General features: G+C 62.1%; 13 protein-coding genes and 5 tRNA genes. 1 reads left to right on the top strand and 17 read right to left on the bottom strand.

Annotated elements, in window-relative coordinates:
• Nucleotide 1: 1 nt before the first annotated feature.
• From LOY54_RS08955 to LOY54_RS08905, 11 genes are all read right to left on the bottom strand, one after another.
• Nucleotides 2-769 carry an ATP-binding cassette domain-containing protein gene (locus LOY54_RS08955; RefSeq protein ID WP_258610183.1) on the bottom strand — a complete coding sequence of 256 codons (768 nt, stop codon included), beginning with the start codon at nt 767-769 and terminating at the stop codon, nt 2-4.
• A 1-nt stretch (nt 770) separates the two neighbouring features.
• Complete coding sequence (locus LOY54_RS08950; protein ID WP_258610182.1) at nt 771-1,781, bottom strand: iron ABC transporter permease; 1,011 nt, start codon at nt 1,779-1,781, stop codon at nt 771-773.
• On the bottom strand, nt 1,778-2,608 hold the full coding sequence (locus LOY54_RS08945; protein ID WP_093385269.1) for a hemin ABC transporter substrate-binding protein: 831 nt from the start codon (nt 2,606-2,608) through the stop codon (nt 1,778-1,780). Before LOY54_RS08945 ends, LOY54_RS08950 begins: the two co-directional genes overlap by 4 nt.
• Complete coding sequence (locus LOY54_RS08940) at nt 2,605-3,525, bottom strand: ChuX/HutX family heme-like substrate-binding protein (protein WP_258610181.1); 921 nt, start codon at nt 3,523-3,525, stop codon at nt 2,605-2,607. Before LOY54_RS08940 ends, LOY54_RS08945 begins: the two co-directional genes overlap by 4 nt.
• 2 nt (nt 3,526-3,527) lie before the next feature.
• Nucleotides 3,528-4,469 (bottom strand): ChaN family lipoprotein, encoded by a 942-nt coding sequence (locus LOY54_RS08935; RefSeq protein WP_258610180.1) that lies wholly within the window; start codon nt 4,467-4,469, stop codon nt 3,528-3,530.
• Nucleotides 4,470-4,480: 11 nt separating this feature from the next.
• Nucleotides 4,481-6,892: a TonB-dependent receptor gene (locus LOY54_RS08930; protein WP_258610179.1), complete on the bottom strand. Its 2,412-nt coding sequence runs from the start codon at nt 6,890-6,892 to the stop codon at nt 4,481-4,483.
• A gap of 210 nt (nt 6,893-7,102) precedes the next feature.
• A tRNA-Leu gene (locus LOY54_RS08925) sits at nt 7,103-7,187 on the bottom strand.
• A 53-nt stretch (nt 7,188-7,240) separates the two neighbouring features.
• Nucleotides 7,241-7,316 (bottom strand) — tRNA-His (locus LOY54_RS08920).
• A gap of 83 nt (nt 7,317-7,399) precedes the next feature.
• A tRNA-Leu gene (locus LOY54_RS08915) sits at nt 7,400-7,484 on the bottom strand.
• 53 nt (nt 7,485-7,537) lie between these two features.
• Nucleotides 7,538-7,613: transfer RNA gene (locus tag LOY54_RS08910), tRNA-His, on the bottom strand.
• A 41-nt stretch (nt 7,614-7,654) separates the two neighbouring features.
• Nucleotides 7,655-7,731 (bottom strand) — tRNA-Arg (locus LOY54_RS08905).
• Nucleotides 7,732-8,016: 285 nt separating this feature from the next.
• Between LOY54_RS08905 and folD the strand changes: the two genes are divergently transcribed.
• Nucleotides 8,017-8,871: a bifunctional methylenetetrahydrofolate dehydrogenase/methenyltetrahydrofolate cyclohydrolase FolD gene (gene folD / locus LOY54_RS08900; protein ID WP_258610178.1), complete on the top strand. Its 855-nt coding sequence runs from the start codon at nt 8,017-8,019 to the stop codon at nt 8,869-8,871.
• 61 nt (nt 8,872-8,932) lie between these two features.
• Here folD and LOY54_RS08895 read toward each other — a convergent pair whose 3' ends face one another.
• The 6 genes from LOY54_RS08895 to LOY54_RS08870 are packed head-to-tail and all read right to left on the bottom strand — an operon-like array spanning nt 8,933 to nt 14,867.
• Nucleotides 8,933-10,672, bottom strand: coding sequence for an ABC transporter substrate-binding protein (locus LOY54_RS08895; protein ID WP_045202144.1), 1,740 nt, complete (start codon nt 10,670-10,672; stop codon nt 8,933-8,935).
• Nucleotides 10,673-10,722: 50 nt separating this feature from the next.
• Nucleotides 10,723-10,995: a DUF2160 domain-containing protein gene (locus LOY54_RS08890; protein ID WP_045202145.1), complete on the bottom strand. Its 273-nt coding sequence runs from the start codon at nt 10,993-10,995 to the stop codon at nt 10,723-10,725.
• A 10-nt stretch (nt 10,996-11,005) separates the two neighbouring features.
• Nucleotides 11,006-11,806, bottom strand: a complete 801-nt coding sequence (locus LOY54_RS08885) for a carbohydrate ABC transporter permease (protein WP_045202146.1) — start codon at nt 11,804-11,806, stop codon at nt 11,006-11,008.
• Nucleotides 11,807-11,815: 9 nt separating this feature from the next.
• A complete protein-coding gene (locus tag LOY54_RS08880) occupies nt 11,816-12,679 on the bottom strand; it encodes a carbohydrate ABC transporter permease (protein ID WP_045202147.1) in 864 nt (287 codons plus the stop codon).
• Nucleotides 12,676-13,773 carry an ABC transporter ATP-binding protein gene (locus LOY54_RS08875; RefSeq protein WP_093385287.1) on the bottom strand — a complete coding sequence of 366 codons (1,098 nt, stop codon included), beginning with the start codon at nt 13,771-13,773 and terminating at the stop codon, nt 12,676-12,678. Before LOY54_RS08875 ends, LOY54_RS08880 begins: the two co-directional genes overlap by 4 nt.
• Entirely contained in the window at nt 13,773-14,867 is a 1,095-nt protein-coding gene (locus LOY54_RS08870) for an ABC transporter ATP-binding protein (RefSeq protein WP_213601983.1), read from the bottom strand. Before LOY54_RS08870 ends, LOY54_RS08875 begins: the two co-directional genes overlap by 1 nt.
• Between the last annotated feature and the right edge of the window lie 184 nt (nt 14,868-15,051).

Below are 15,051 nucleotides of genomic sequence, written 5' to 3'. Positions count from 1 at the left end.
CTTACGGCGCCAGCTCAATGCTCACCTGGTGGTGTTTACCCGCCGTTACCCGTACCTGCGCACCAAATACCTGGGCAATGCGCTGCTCGCTGAGCACCTGGGCCGGCGCGCCGCTGGCGCAAAGCCGGCCGCCTTCGAGCAGCCAAAGGCGGTCGCAGTAGCGCGCAGCCAGGTTCAGGTCGTGTAACACACAGACCACGGCAATACGCGGCGAACGGGTCAGCGTGCGCAACACCCGCATGAGGTTCTGCTGCTGGCCGATATCCAGGGCGCTGGTGGGTTCGTCCAGCAACAGCAGGCAGCCGCGACCATCGTCCCAGGCGTCAGTCAGCGGGCTGATTGCCAATTGGTTCATGGCCCGGGCAATGGTTACCCGCTGCAGCTCGCCGCCAGACAGCGACAACACTCCCCGGCCAAGCAAGTGACGGACATCCAGCGCATCGATAATGCCCGGGCACGGCTCGCCAGGGTGCTGCTGACCGAGACGAATGAATTCTTCGACCCGCCAATCGAAAGCGCTGTCCATCTGCTGCGTCACCAGCGCGCGCCGGCGCGCCAGTTGCCCGGGCAAATAAGCGGGCAACGCTCGACCGAGCAACTCGACCTGCCCGCCCGCCGGTTGCAGGTAACCGGATATCAACGACAACAGCGTGCTTTTGCCCGCGCCATTGGGGCCGATCAACCCCAGCAGCTCCCCCGCCCTTATCTGTTCGCTGAACGGCGCCAGGGCAAAAGGGCGCTCCAGGCTGACATTGATCAGTTCAAGCATGTCAAAACTCCCGCACCTTGCGACCGAGTAACAACCAGAGAAAATACGGCCCACCAATAATGCTGGTGACCAGGCCGACGGGAATTTCCGCCGGGCTGGTAAGACTGCGTGCCAGAGTATCGGCGACCAGCAACAGGATCGCTCCGCAGAGCATTGAAGCCGGAATCAGCAAACGGTGGCCCGGGCCGAAATACAGGCGCAAGCAATGCGGCACCAGCAGGCCGATAAACCCGATGATGCCGCTCAGCGCCACGCACAGGCCCACGCCCAGCGACGAAGCCAGCACCACACGGTTTTTCAACCGGTCGCCATCCAGCCCGGCGGCGTGCGCAGACACCTCGCCCAGCTGAAACAAGTCCAGATCGCCCGCGCAGCGCGCCAGCACCCACAAGCTCAGGGGCAAGACCAGGGCGGCCACCGATACGGTCGACCACTCGGCGCTGCTCAGGCTGCCCATGCCCCACAAGCTCAGCTGGCGCAACTGCTCTTCGCTGGCGACAAAGGTGAGGATGCCGCCCAGGGCACCGGTCAGGGTGTTGATGACCAAGCCGGCCAGCAACAAGGTGATGGTCGACTCGTGCCCTTTGTAGCCGCGGCCAATACGAAAAATCACCAGGGTCACCAGCAACGCGCCAATAAAGCCTGCGAAAAACTGCCCATAAAGCTCCAACCCGGCAAAGCGGCCATTGAACAGTACGACCCAGACCGACACCGCCAGCCCGGCGCCGCTGGCCTGGCCGAGCAGGGTCGGGTCGGCCAGGGGGTTGCGAAACAGGCCTTGCATCGCCGTGCCGCCCACCGCCAGGGTCGAGCCCACCAGCACTGCCAGCAGCAGACGCGGCAGGCGCACTTCGCTCCAGACCTGCCACTCCAGGGCGGTGGGCAGATCACCGAACACAATCCGTGGCGACAAGCCGATACTACCGACCAGCGAACACACCACCAGCAGGGCGCACAGCCCTGCCAGCATCAGCATCAGTATCGGCAGCGAGACGCTGCTTGCGCGCCTCATGGAAACAGCGCTCCTGCGTCCTGGCGTAGCTGCAGCATGGCCTGCACCGTGCGCGGCCCGAGGTTGAGCAGTGCCTGGTCATCGACCTGCACCAAGCGCCGATGCTGTCCGGCCGGGGTATGGGCCAGGCCGCCCAGTTTCCACAGGTTGTCTTCACCCCCAAGTGCCGCCAGCCCGGCGCGGCTGACGATGACGAAATCCGGCGCCAGCGACACCATGGCTTCAGCCGCCACTTGCTTGTAGGCATTGAAGGTCGCGCAGTTTTCGATCCCCGCCTGCGCCAGTGCCGCCTGAGCTTCGGTGCCTTGCCCCATGATCAGCGGCGTCATGCCGGCATGATTGAAAATGAACAGCGCCTTCGGTCCTTTGAGCGCCGGCGTCTTGGCCAACTGCCCAGCCAACTGGCGCTGCTCATCAAGCAACGGTTGCGCCTGCGCCTGTAGGTTCATGGCCGCCGCCACCTGCTCGATCTTTGCCGGGATATCGCCGACACCCTTGCCGCGGGCAATGCTCAGCACTTCAAGCCCCAGGCCGCTCAACTGGCGCAGCACGATAGCCGGACGGGCAGCATCGCTGATCAGCAGCCGTTGCGGCTTGAGCGCCAGCACCCCTTCTGCCGAGAGCTGGCGCATGTAGCCCACCGACGGCAGGTTGGCGATAGCCTGCGGGAAGCGACTGGAATCATCGCGCCCGACCAGGCGCGAAGTACCGCCCAGGCGCTCGACAATTTCCGCCAGATCATTGCCAATCACCAAGGTGTCAGCGGTTTCGGCCTGCACGGTCATGACCGCACAGGCCGCCAGCACGCCAAGCAGCAAAGCCTTCATCGCGCCGCCTCCAGGGCATCCAGCCACTCACGCCAGGCCGGTTGTTCAGGCTGCCCCGCCGGACGACGAGCAAAGACCTGGACAATCAGACGCTGCTCGGCATCAAAAAACTCGAGGCTGGTGACGCCGCCGACCTGGTTCGGTTTGTAAACCCGCCAGATCTGCGCATCCGGCGCATCGGCGATCCTGAAGCAGGTAGCCGCCGCCTGGTCACTGGCGGGCATGTCAAACAGCAGCTCGGCGCCCGACTCGCTCACACCCGTCAGCCGGCCGGAAAAGATCTGAACGCTACCGGCGCTGTAGACGAACAGCATCAGCTCCAGCGCGCTGGCGGCCAGCTCACGGAACATCGCCACCGGGCTGGTCTGCGAAAGTTGCCGGGCAAAATCCGGGGCCACCAGGGCGTTACCTTCGTAACGGGTCAGGCCGTGGCGCTTGAGCAGGGCAAAGTGCTCATGGACGTTGGCCATCGCCGCCCATTCCTCAACAAGGCCGGGCACCTGCAGATCACGCTTGCTGAACGAAGGCGGCTCGCTGAAAACTGCCGGCTTGTCGATGCACTGCTCATACAGTCCTGCCCAGCCGGCCATCGACGACTGCTTGGTCGAGGCCAGGCGCAGCAGCACTTTGCCGTGGCGATCGAAGACACTCAGGCGGTAGCCACCGGCATCATGAGCCATGCCGATCCAGTACCAGGCACGCAGATTCAAGCGCAGGTCCAGGCCGTCCTCGCCAATCACCAGCCCCGCTTCGCTGATATCGTCGGATTGCGGATAACGCCCCAGTTGTTCGATCACGGCATGGTTAGCCGGCGTACACGTGCGCACCAGGCCCAGGCTATGCAGCTGTGCGGCTACCTCCACGGCGGGCAGGTCCAGGCACAGCGGGTTTAATCCGCTTTCAGTCAGTTGAGTCATGGCTAATTCCTTGTAATGAAGGCTTCAATGGCGGGCTGGTCGCAACCACCCGCGTCGGTAACCAGGGCGGCGCCCTCGGCATCCGCGCTCGGCAGCATCCAGACGTAGTCGGCGTCGCTGGCGCTCAGGCGATGATCCTGCTCAGCGATCACCAGTACTTTCAGCCCCGGGTCGCTCGCCCCTTGCCCCAGGTATTGCGGGGCGCCCAGGCTTTTGAGCGTGTGCAGCACACCCGCCAATAGCAGTCGCGGCGCCTGGGCGTTATCGAGCACCTGCGCCATGCGCTGATCGCGGGCGTGCTGGATCGCCAGCATTGCATTCATGCGCGCGGCATCAATCTGCCCGCAGTGCATCTGCTTGATCTGCTGGCGTTGGCGGGCGGCGATGGCGGGCGACGGGAACAGACCGTCGGGGTTGGCTGGCGCTGTTGCCATCAGACGCTTGCGCTCGGCGCCCGACAGGTTGCCGGCCAGCAGTGCCGCTGGCGCCGGCATCAGCGCTGCCATCAGCGTGCCGTATTGCTCCCAGCTCCAGCGCGGGTCCCAATGGATGATCTGTTGCAGGCGCTGGCTACGCACCTGGTTGCCCTGGCCCAGCCAGGCCTGGACTTCGGCGACCGGGCGCTGCTGGTCGCTGTCGAGCATTTCCAGGACCACCGCCCCCTGGGGCCGGCGCTTGGCCAGGTGGGTCGCCAGCCATTGCTCGATCAGATGATGGGCGAAGTTGTCGTGCACTTCGCCGACCATCACCGTGTGCGCTGGCGCCAGCTCATCAAGCAGTTGCGTCGGCGAAACCTGCTTGCCACTGCCCAACTCGATGATCGCGCCCCATTCGGGAATATGGCTTTCGACCCGGGTGTAGGCGCTGTCGGCCACCGGCGCATTGACGCTGGCGCAACCGACGAGCAGCGCCAGCCCTGCCCCTATAAAAGAAGACTTGAACATGAAGGGTCCTGTCAGTATTCGAGGGTGAAGCCGAACGAGGTGGTGCGGCCACGGCCGTTGCCCTGGTCCATCACCGCCGACATCAGATAGTCCACCGATGCGCTGTTGTTGTAGACCTTGTTGCCGACGTTCTCGACGTTGAAGAACAGGCTCAGGTTGTCCTGCACCCGATAGCTGCCGTACAGGTCCCAGATCACCCCGGTGGAGTTGGATTTTTTCGTCTCGTACCAGTCCCAACTGGTTTCCGACGGGCCGGCGTACTCGCCACGGGCGCCGAGCACCAGGCGTTCGTCAAACCAGCGGGTGCCAAGGTCGAGGGTCCAGAAACGGTCCGGCTGACTGTTGATGTCTTCCAGCTCGATGCCGGAGGTGGTCGGCGACTTGGTCGTGGCCTTGGTCCACGACAGATTGGCGTAGAAGAAGCCGGCGTCGTAGCGCCCTTCCAGCTCATAGCCGCTCATGCGCACTTCTTCCGGCCAGTTGACCCAGTTCATCTTCGCCGACTCTTCGCCGTCGTCATCAAGGATGTCGAACGACTGCGGGGTGATGTAGCCATCGATCTTGCTGATAAAGCGGTTGATCTTCAGTTGCCCATAGTCGTCGTTGCTGAACAGCCCGGCGCGGCTGAAATTGACCCCGAACTCGTAGTTGGTCGAACGTTCCTGACGCAGGAACGGGTTGGCGCCAACACCATCGGCGTCGCTGGCATCGGCCTCGAGCGGCACTTTTTCGAAGAACATTTCCTGCACCCGCGGCGCCCGCGAGGTGCGCGACCAGCTGCTGTAGAGCTGCATCCAGTCATAAGGCTTGACTGCAAAGCCCACCCGCGGGTTGAAGCTGTGTTCACGCCGGGTGATATCCACGTCACCGCCATCGATGCCGCGGCACTGGCCAATGATCGAGCACTTGGGCACATGGCCGCTGACCTTGTAGCCGTCATAGTGGCCGGCCAGGGTCAGGGCATAGATGTCGTAGTTGAATTCCAGGGTGCTGAACAGGCTATGGGTAGCCTGCTTGCCTTCGGGGTTGGCGCCGCGTTTCTCCGGGGTCTGGGCAACGAAGTCGTCGGTGTAGTAACGCGCGCCATTGCTCCAGCTCGCCTCCACCGGCCCAAGATTGAAACGACTGACGTTGGTCAGGTCAAAGCCGTGGGCGTCGTCGCGGGTTTTGCGGCCAATGTAGTGGGACTCTTCTACCGGCGGGTACTCAAGCTCAGTCTTGTTCTGGTAGGCATTGACCGTGAGGTTCACCCATTCGCTGTAGGGCGTGTAGGCGTACTTGGCGCGATAGGTCTCGTTGTCCAGTTGCCAGGGGTAGTTGTGATAGAACTCGTTGCGGTACTTCACCCCGCTCAGGTCAAGGCGGTGCATGTCGTTGGGCTGCAGGCGCAGCTTGAGCAAACCGGAGCGTGGGTTCTGCTTGGTGGTGTCATATTCGTTGGACTGGCCGTTGGTGGTCTTGTACTCGCCGGTCTGGGTGCTGCTCACCGCGGCGACCAGACCGTAGACACCCTCGACATCTTCCGGACGGGTGCGGGCACCGGCGGCAAACATGCGGGTGTTGCCGTAGCCGTTGTTACCGGTGCGATAAGTCGTGCGCAGGCCTACACGGTGGTCTGGTTTGACGATGTCATCGATATCGAAGGTACGAAAGTTCGCCGAGCCGCCCAGGGTGTTGGCACCTTCGGCGCCGTCCACCGAACCACGCTGTACATCGACCCCGGCCAGCAGGTTGGCGTCGACAAAGGCCATCGGCCCACCCGAGCCGTGGCCGGCATTATTGCGAAAGGTCTGGGTGACGCCATCGATCATGGTGTTGACCCGGCCCAGGCCGGCCAGGCCACGAATGTTTACCGACACCCCCGGCTGGCTGCGCGAGTGCAAGGTGTAAGTACCGGGTATCGAGCGCACCACACTGTTGAGGTCCTGGCGCTCGGCATGCACTTCCCGGCTGCTCTGGATTGCCCCGGGCCGCTCGGCCAGGGCGCCGACCATGGTCGGCCCGACTTCAAGCGCGCTGTCGCTGCGTTCGTGCATGCGCAGCACGTAGGTATGATCCTTGAGCCGCTCAACCCACAGGCCAGTGCCCATCAGCAGCAGGTCGAAAGCCTCCTTGAGGGTGTACTCGCCGCTCAGGCCCTGGGTGCTGCGGTTCTCGCTGAGTTGCGGATCGAAGGTGAGGATCACCCCGGTAGCGGTGGCCAACTGGTTCAAGGCCGGCGCCAGTTGCCCTGGCGCAATTTCATAATGCTTGCGCAGCGGCGCCTGCTGGGTCGCGCCTCTTTCAGCGGCATTGGCCAACGACCAGGCGTTGCAGCCGCCCGCCAAAGCCAGTGCGGTCAGCGCACTGCAGGCAATCTTGCGTGCAGCGTTTTTGTTGTTTGGCTGCAGCCGCTGAACGGCGGCCGGCTGTGTGCTCTTCACGAGGCGCTCCCTTGCAGATTGAAATGATCTTGTAGGAGAGGTCACGCGAGGGAAGCAAAAAGGTAAATGAAAATCAGTTCCATCTGAAACTATTTTCTATTTGTCCGGAAAACAGCAGGCAGGAATCAAACCCTGGAAACGAAAAAAGCCGCACAAGGCGGCTTTTTCGAGGCTTTCTCGCGCTTCAGTGAAGGGCGGTGAAAGCTTGGATGGTGCGGACGAAGAGACTCGAACTCTTACAGCTTGCGCCGCTGGAACCTAAATCCAGTGTGTCTACCAATTTCACCACGTCCGCATGAAGCGTTTAAAACAAAGGCGCCGGATTTTCATCGGGCGCCTTTGGGAATATGGGGTGGACGATGGGAATCGAACCCACGACCACAGGAATCACAATCCTGCGCTCTACCAACTGAGCTACGTCCACCATATTGCATGTGCCGCTTTGCATGTGTCAAAGCTGCTTTTGAAACTTTCACGCGCTTCAGCGAAGGGCGGTGAAACGTTGGATGGTGCGGACGAAGAGACTCGAACTCTTACAGCTTGCGCCGCTGGAACCTAAATCCAGTGTGTCTACCAATTTCACCACGTCCGCATGACGCTTTTAAAGCAAAGGCGCCAGACTTTCATCAGGCGCCTTTTGGAATATGGGGTGGACGATGGGAATCGAACCCACGACCACAGGAATCACAATCCTGCGCTCTACCAACTGAGCTACGTCCACCATATTGCAGTTACCGCTTTACTTGTGCCAAAGCTGCCGATTGGCGCACCCGGCAGGACTCGAACCTGCGACCATCCGCTTAGAAGGCGGATGCTCTATCCAGCTGAGCTACGGGCGCATATTTAATCTGCTTTCTGTGACGATTACAAATTAACTTTTAGCCGTACCGAACAAGCTAAAAAATCTGCTCATTCTGCCTGACCTTGCTAACCAGTGCTAGGCTCTGCCCGACAAGTGCGACGAATCTTATAGACGAGTGGAAAGGTCGTCAACAGTTTTCTAAAAAAAATTCATTTTATTTAAGGGCTTAGGGCAATTGCCGGACCAAGCGCCTTTGCCCTCGGGCCCCTTCATGCGAGAATGCGCGCTCTTTTTATTCCCTCTCGATGGTTAATCACGCGTCATGACTGCACACCTTATCGACGGCAAGGCGATCGCCGCCAGCCTGCGCCAGCAGATCGCCCAACGTGTCGTGGAGCGTCGCCAGCAAGGCCTGCGTACGCCTGGCCTGGCGGTGATCCTGGTCGGCACCGACCCCGCTTCTCAAGTCTATGTCTCGCACAAGCGCAAGGATTGCGAAGAGGTCGGCTTCAACTCCCAGGCCTTCGACCTGCCCAGCGATACCACGCAGCAAGCCCTGACCGAGCTGATCGATCGCCTCAATGACGACCCGAACATCGACGGCATCCTCCTGCAACTGCCATTGCCGGCGCACCTGGATGCCTCGCTGCTGCTCGAGCGCATTCGCCCCGACAAGGACGTCGATGGTTTCCATCCGTATAACGTCGGCCGCCTGGCCCAGCGTATCCCGCTGCTGCGCCCGTGCACGCCAAAAGGCATCATGGCCCTGCTCCAAAGCACCGGCCAGGACCTGTACGGCATGAACGCGGTGGTCGTTGGCGCCTCCAACATCGTTGGCCGGCCGATGGCCATGGAACTGCTGCTGGCCGGTTGCACCGTGACCGTCACCCACCGCTTCACCAAGGATCTGGCCGGCCACGTCGGCCGCGCCGACCTGGTGGTAGTGGCTGCCGGCAAGCCGGGCCTGGTCAAGGGTGAGTGGATCAAGGAAGGCGCGATCGTCATCGACGTCGGCATCAACCGCCAGGAAGATGGCAAGCTGGTGGGCGATGTGGTGTACGAGACCGCCCTGCCCCGCGCCGGCTGGATCACCCCGGTACCGGGTGGCGTCGGGCCGATGACCCGCGCCTGCCTGCTGGAAAACACCCTGTATGCGGCCGAAGAGCTGCATAAGTAAGTGCTGATGGCGGGATGAAAAACGGCACCTGTGAAGGTGCCGTTTTTTTGTGCCTGTGTGGTTACTTGCGCGCAGCCTCCCAGGATTTGAGCAGCTCGCTGTAGCTCACGGTCTCGCCCTGGGGCTTCTCGTTGGCCAGTTTCGGCTTCGGCGCACCGGGCTGATCAAACCAGTACTGGGCATCTTTCTCGGGATTGAGCTTCGGCGCACAGGTGGCCTGGGCCTTGGAACGCTCCAGACGAGCAAGGATCGCGTCCTGATCCTTGGCCAGGCCGTCGAGCGCCTGTTGCGGGGTTTTCTCGCCACTGGCCGCCTCGGCAATATGGCTCCACCACAGCTGAGCCAGGCGCGGGTAATCCGGCACGTTGGTGCCGGTCGGGGTCCATTGCACCCGCGCCGGGCTGCGGTAGAACTCCACCAGGCCGCCGAGCTTGGGCGCAAGGTCAGTCATGGCCTGGGAGTTGATATCAGACTCGCGGATCGGCGTCAGGCCGACGATGGTCTTTTTCAGCGAGACGGTCTTGGAGGTGACGAACTGGGCGTACAGCCAGGCCGCCAGGCGTTGCTTCTCCGGGGTCGACTTGAGGAAGGTCCAGGAGCCGGCGTCCTGATAACCCAGCTTCATGCCCTCCTCCCAATATGGCCCCTTGGGCGACGGCGCCATGCGCCACTTCGGCGTGCCGTCGGCGTTCATCACCGGCAGGCCCGGCTTGGTCATGTCGGCGGTAAAGGCGGTGTACCAGAAGATCTGCTGGGCGATATTGCCCTGGGACGGTACCGGCCCGGACTCGGAGAAGGTCATGCCCTGGGCCTCGGGCGGTGCATAGGCGCGCATCCAGTCGACATATTTTTGCGTGGCATACACCGCCGCCGGGCCATTGGTATCGCCGCCACGGGTGACACTGGAACCGACCGGGTGGCAGTCCTCGACGCGAATCCCCCATTCGTCCACCGGCAGGCCATTGGGCAAGCCCTTGTCGCCGCCGCCGGCCATGGAGAACCAGGCGTCGGTGAAGCGCCAGCCCAGTGACGGGTCTTTCTTGCCGTAGTCCATGTGCCCGTAGACACGCTTGCCGTCGATTTCCTTGACGTCCTCGCTGAAAAACTTGGCGATGTCTTCATAGGCCGACCAGTTCACCGGCACGCCCAGTTCGTAGCCGTACTTTTCCTTGAACTTGGCCTTGAGGTCGGGGCGGTCGAACCAGTCGGCGCGGAACCAGTAGAGGTTGGCGAACTGCTGGTCGGGCAGTTGGTAGACCTTGCCGTCCGGCGCGGTGGTGAAGGAGATGCCGATAAAGTCCTTGAGGTCCAGGGTTGGCGAGGTGTAGTCCTTGCCTTCATTGGCCATCAGGTCGGTGATCGACTCAGTCTTGCCGTAGCGAAAGTGCGTACCGATCAGGTCGGAATCATTGACCCAGCCGTCGTAGATGTTCTTGTCCGACTGCATCTGCGTCTGCAGTTTTTCTACCACGTCACCTTCTTGCAGCAGGTCGTGGGTCAGCTTGATCCCGGTGATCTCGCTGAAGGCCTTGGCCAGCACCTTGGACTCGTATTCATGGGTGGCGATGGTTTCCGACACCACGTTGATCTTCATCCCGCGAAACGGCTCGGAAGCCTTGATGAACCACTTCAACTCTTCGAGCTGCTGCTCGGGAGTCAGGGTCGAAGGCTTGAACTCGCTGCCGATCCATTTTTTCGCGGCATCTTCGTAGGCATCGGCCCAGGCGCTGGCGTGAAAGCTGCCCAGCACCAGCAGGGCTGCCAGGGTCAAATGTCGCCGGTTCTTGTTGTTGTCGAACATTGTGATCTCCCGATTGAGTATTTTCACCCAGGCGTGCCGATTGCCCTCGGCTACCCCCAGCGCATCACCACCAACAGCCAGGCCAGGGACAGCAGCGAGGCCACCCACAGGTTCCAGTCGCTGAGCCCGATTACCAGCAAATGCAGGTAAGCGCTGCCCAGCAAAGCAATGAACAGCCGGTCGCCACGGGTGGTGGCAATCGGCAGAAAGCCGCGACGCTCGACGCATGGCCGGCGCAGCTCGTACACCGTCATGCCCAGCAGCAACAAGCCGATCGCGGCGAAGAAGATCGCCGTCGGCAGGGTCCAGGCCATCCAGTCCATAGCGCGCTCCTCAGACCCGGCCCAGGGCAAAGCCCTTGGCCACATGGTTGCGGACAAACCAGATCACCAGCATGCCCGGCAGAATGGTCAATACCCCGGCGGCGGCCAGCACGCCCCAGTCGATCCCCGAGGCCGACACCGTGCGGGTCATTACCGCGGCAATCGGCTTGGCGTTCACCGAGGTCAGGGTGCGCGCCAGCAGCAATTCGACCCAGGAAAACATGAAGCAGAAAAACGCCGTGACGCCGATGCCGGAGCCAATCAGCGGGACGAAGATCTTCACGAAGAACCGCGGGAAGCTATAGCCATCGATGTAGGCGGTTTCGTCAATCTCCTTGGGCACCCCGGACATGAAGCCCTCAAGGATCCACACCGCCAACGGCACGTTGAACAGACAGTGGGCCAGGGCCACGGCAATGTGCGTATCGAACAGGCCAATGGAGGAATACAACTGGAAGAATGGCAGCAGGAACACCGCCGGCGGCGCCATGCGGTTGGTCAGCAGCCAGAAGAACAGGTGCTTGTCGCCCAGAAACCGGTAGCGCGAAAAGGCATAGGCGGCCGGCAAGGCCACGCTCAGCGAGATCACTGTGTTCAGGCACACGTAGTACAGCGAGTTGATGTAGCCGCTGTACCAACTGGGGTCGGTGAAGATCACCCGGTAGTTGTCGAAGGTGAAGTTCTGCGGCCACAGGGTCAGGCCGCCGAGGATCTCGGTGTTGCTCTTGAACGACATGTTCAGCAGCCAGTAGATCGGCACCAGCAGGAACAGAATGTACAGCAGCAGCGCCAGCGTCTTGCGCAGGTTCATGGGCGGCCCCTACTGTTTGTCGGCGTGGGTCATGGCGGTATAGAACAGCCACGACACCAGCAGGATGATCAGGAAGTACACCAGCGAGAACGCCGCCGCCGGACCCAGGTCGAACTGCCCCACGGCCATCTGCGTCAGGGTCTGGCTGAGGAAGGTGGTGGCATTGCCAGGCCCGCCACCGGTGAGCACGAACGGCTCGGTGTAGATCATGAAGCTGTCCATGAAGCGCAGCATCACCGCGATCAACAGCACGTTCTTCATCTTCGGCAACTGGATATGCCGGAACACTGCCCAGGCCGAAGCGCGGTCGATGCGCGCCGCCTGGTAATAGACATCGGGGATCGCCCGCAAGCCGGAGTAACACAGCAGCGCCACCAGCGAGGTCCAGTGCCAGACGTCCATCACCAGCACCGTGACCCAGGCGTCCATGGTGTTGGCGGCGTAGTTGTAGCTAATGCCCAGCTGGTTGAGCGAAGCGCCCAGCAGGCCGATGTCGGCGCGGCCGAAAATCTGCCAGATGGTGCCGACCACGTTCCACGGGATCAGCAGCGGAATGGCCATGACGATCAGGCACAGCGACGACCAACGGCCCTTGGTCGGCATGGTCAGGGCGATGGCGATGCCCAGGGGGATTTCGATCAGCAGCACGCAGGCCGAATAGATGAACTGGCGCAACAGCGAGTCGTGCAGGCGCGGATCCTGCAGCACCTGGCGGTACCAGTCGGCGCCGACGAAGTACCGACTGGACTGGTCGAAAATGTCCTGCACCGAGTAGTTGACCACGGTCATCATCGGCACCACAGCGCTGAACGCCACCAGCAGGAACACCGGTAGCACCAGCCACCAGGCCTTGTTGTTGGGCACTTTGTTCATGGCCGGGCCTCCAGCAGTACGTCATCGGCATAGAGCATCAGCCACTGCGCCGGAAAACTGATCCAGGCCTGGCCCTCGGGCAGCGTGCGGTCCTCGCCCAGGCGCACTTTGAGCGGTACGCCTTGCAGGTCGAGGCTGAGAATCTTGTAGGTACCCAGGTCTTCGACATCCACCACCCGGGCGCTGAAGCCTTCGTCGAACGGGGTGTCCCAGACCTGGACGAATTCCGGGCGGATGCCCACTTGCAGGCGCACGGCACTGGTCGCAGCCAGGCGCGCCTGCAACTCCAGCGGCAACGCCAGGTGAATGCCGGCGAAGCCGACGCCACCAGGCTGCACCTGCACCGGGATCAGGTTCATCCCCGGGCTGCCGATGAAATAGCCGACGAAGGTATGGCGCGGACGCTCGAACAACTCGCGCGGGGTGCCGAACTGGACGATCTGGCCGCCATACATCACCGCGATCTTGTCGGCGAAGGTCGAGGCTTCGAGCTGATCGTGGGTGACGTAGATCATGGTGATATTGAACTGCTCGTGGATCTGCTTGAGCTTGCGCCGCAGCTTCCACTTAAGGTGCGGATCGATCACCGTCAGCGGCTCGTCAAAGAGGATCGCCGAGACGTCGTCGCGCACCAGCCCACGGCCCATGGAGACCTTCTGCTTTTCATCGGCGCTAAGGTTGCGGGCTTTTTTCTTCAGCAGGTTGCCGAGATCGAGCACCTCGGCGATCTCGGCCACCTTGCTGGCAATGCGCGCTTCATCCAGGCCCTGGTTGCGCAGCGGGAAGGCCAGATTGTCGAACACCGTCATGGTGTCGTAGACCACCGGAAACTGAAACACCTGGGCGATGTTGCGCGCCTGTGGCGACAGTTCGTTGACCACCTTGCCATCGAACAGTACCTGGCCGTGGGACGGGCTGAGCAACCCGGAAATGATATTGAGCAAGGTCGACTTGCCGCACCCCGACGGGCCGAGCAAGGCGTAGGCGCCGCCCTGCTCCCAGACATGTTCAAGCTCACGCAAGGCATAGTCGTCCGCACCCTGGGGGGCACGGCTGTAACTATGGGCCAGCTGCTGCAGACGAATCTCGGCCATCAGGCGACCCTCGTTTCACGCAAGCCCGGGGCCTGCACCAGTTGCCCGGCGGGGTCGAAGACAAACAGCTTGTGGGTGGGGATGAACACCCGGATCGGCGCATCGACGTGGTACTCGTGCACCCCTGGCAAGTGCAGGACCAGGCGAAAGTGCTCGTTGCGCACATGCAGGAAGGTTTCCGAGCCGCTGATTTCCGCCAGCTCCACCAGCACCGCCAGCTCCAGGTCATCGTCGTTGGACGGCACCAGGCTGATATGGCTCGGGCGCACGCCAAAGCGGTAGTCGCCATCGCCGATGCGGCGCAGGTCGGCGTTCATGGCGAAATGCACAGCACCGGCAAAACTCACTTCGTTGCCGTTGATACGCCCGGGCATCAGGTTGATCGGCGGTTCGGAAAACAGCTCGGCGGCCAGCACCGTGCGCGGCTGGTGGTAAACCTGAGCAGTGGGCCCGCTCTGGACGATGCGCCCTTCATGGAGGATGGTGGTGGTGCCGCCCAGGGCCAGGGCCTCGTTGGGTTCGGTGGTGGCGTACACGGCAATGCAGTGGCGCGCGGCGAACAGCTCGCGCATCTCCTGGCGCAGCTCTTCGCGCAGCTTGTAGTCAAGGTTCACCAGCGGCTCGTCGAAGAGGATCAGTTCGGCATCCTTGACCAGTGCCCGGGCCATGGCCGTGCGTTGCTGCTGGCCACCGGAAAGCTCCAGCGGCAAGCGCTGCAGATACGGTTCGATACGCAGCATCTGCGCGGTCTGCTGGACCTTCTCGCGGATCAGCGCTTCGCCCATGCGCGCCTGGCGCAAGGGCGAGGCGATGTTCTCGAACACACTCAAGGTCGGATAATTGATGAACTGCTGATAGACCATCGACACGTTGCGCTGGCGCACCGGCCGGCCGGTGACATCCTCGCCATTCATCAGCACCCGGCCGCGGTCTGGCCGATCAAGCCCGGCCATCAGGCGCATAAGGCTGGTCTTGCCGGCCAGGGTGCGGCCGAGCAGCACATTGAACGAGCCGGGTTCGAAGCGCAGGCAGGCATCGTCGATGCACAGCTGGTTATCCACGGTACGGCTGACATGCTCAAGGGTGAGCGACATGGCGCGGCCTTCTTGTTGTTAGCGGACAGGCGCCTGCTATAGAGCGAGATTCATGCCAGCGCTGGCCAAGCCGTTGTCGGCAAAGGACTTTCAGCAGATTGTGGCTTTGCCCAGGTTCACTCCTGAACACAAATGAACAACCTTCACTGCACGGTTGAACAGCCGCGGCATTGACAATGAACAG

Source organism: Pseudomonas sp. B21-032, from assembly GCF_024748965.1.
Lineage (GTDB): Bacteria > Pseudomonadota > Gammaproteobacteria > Pseudomonadales > Pseudomonadaceae > Aquipseudomonas.
Note: the sequence above shows the minus strand (reverse complement) of the source record. Positions and strands in the feature narration are given on the sequence as shown.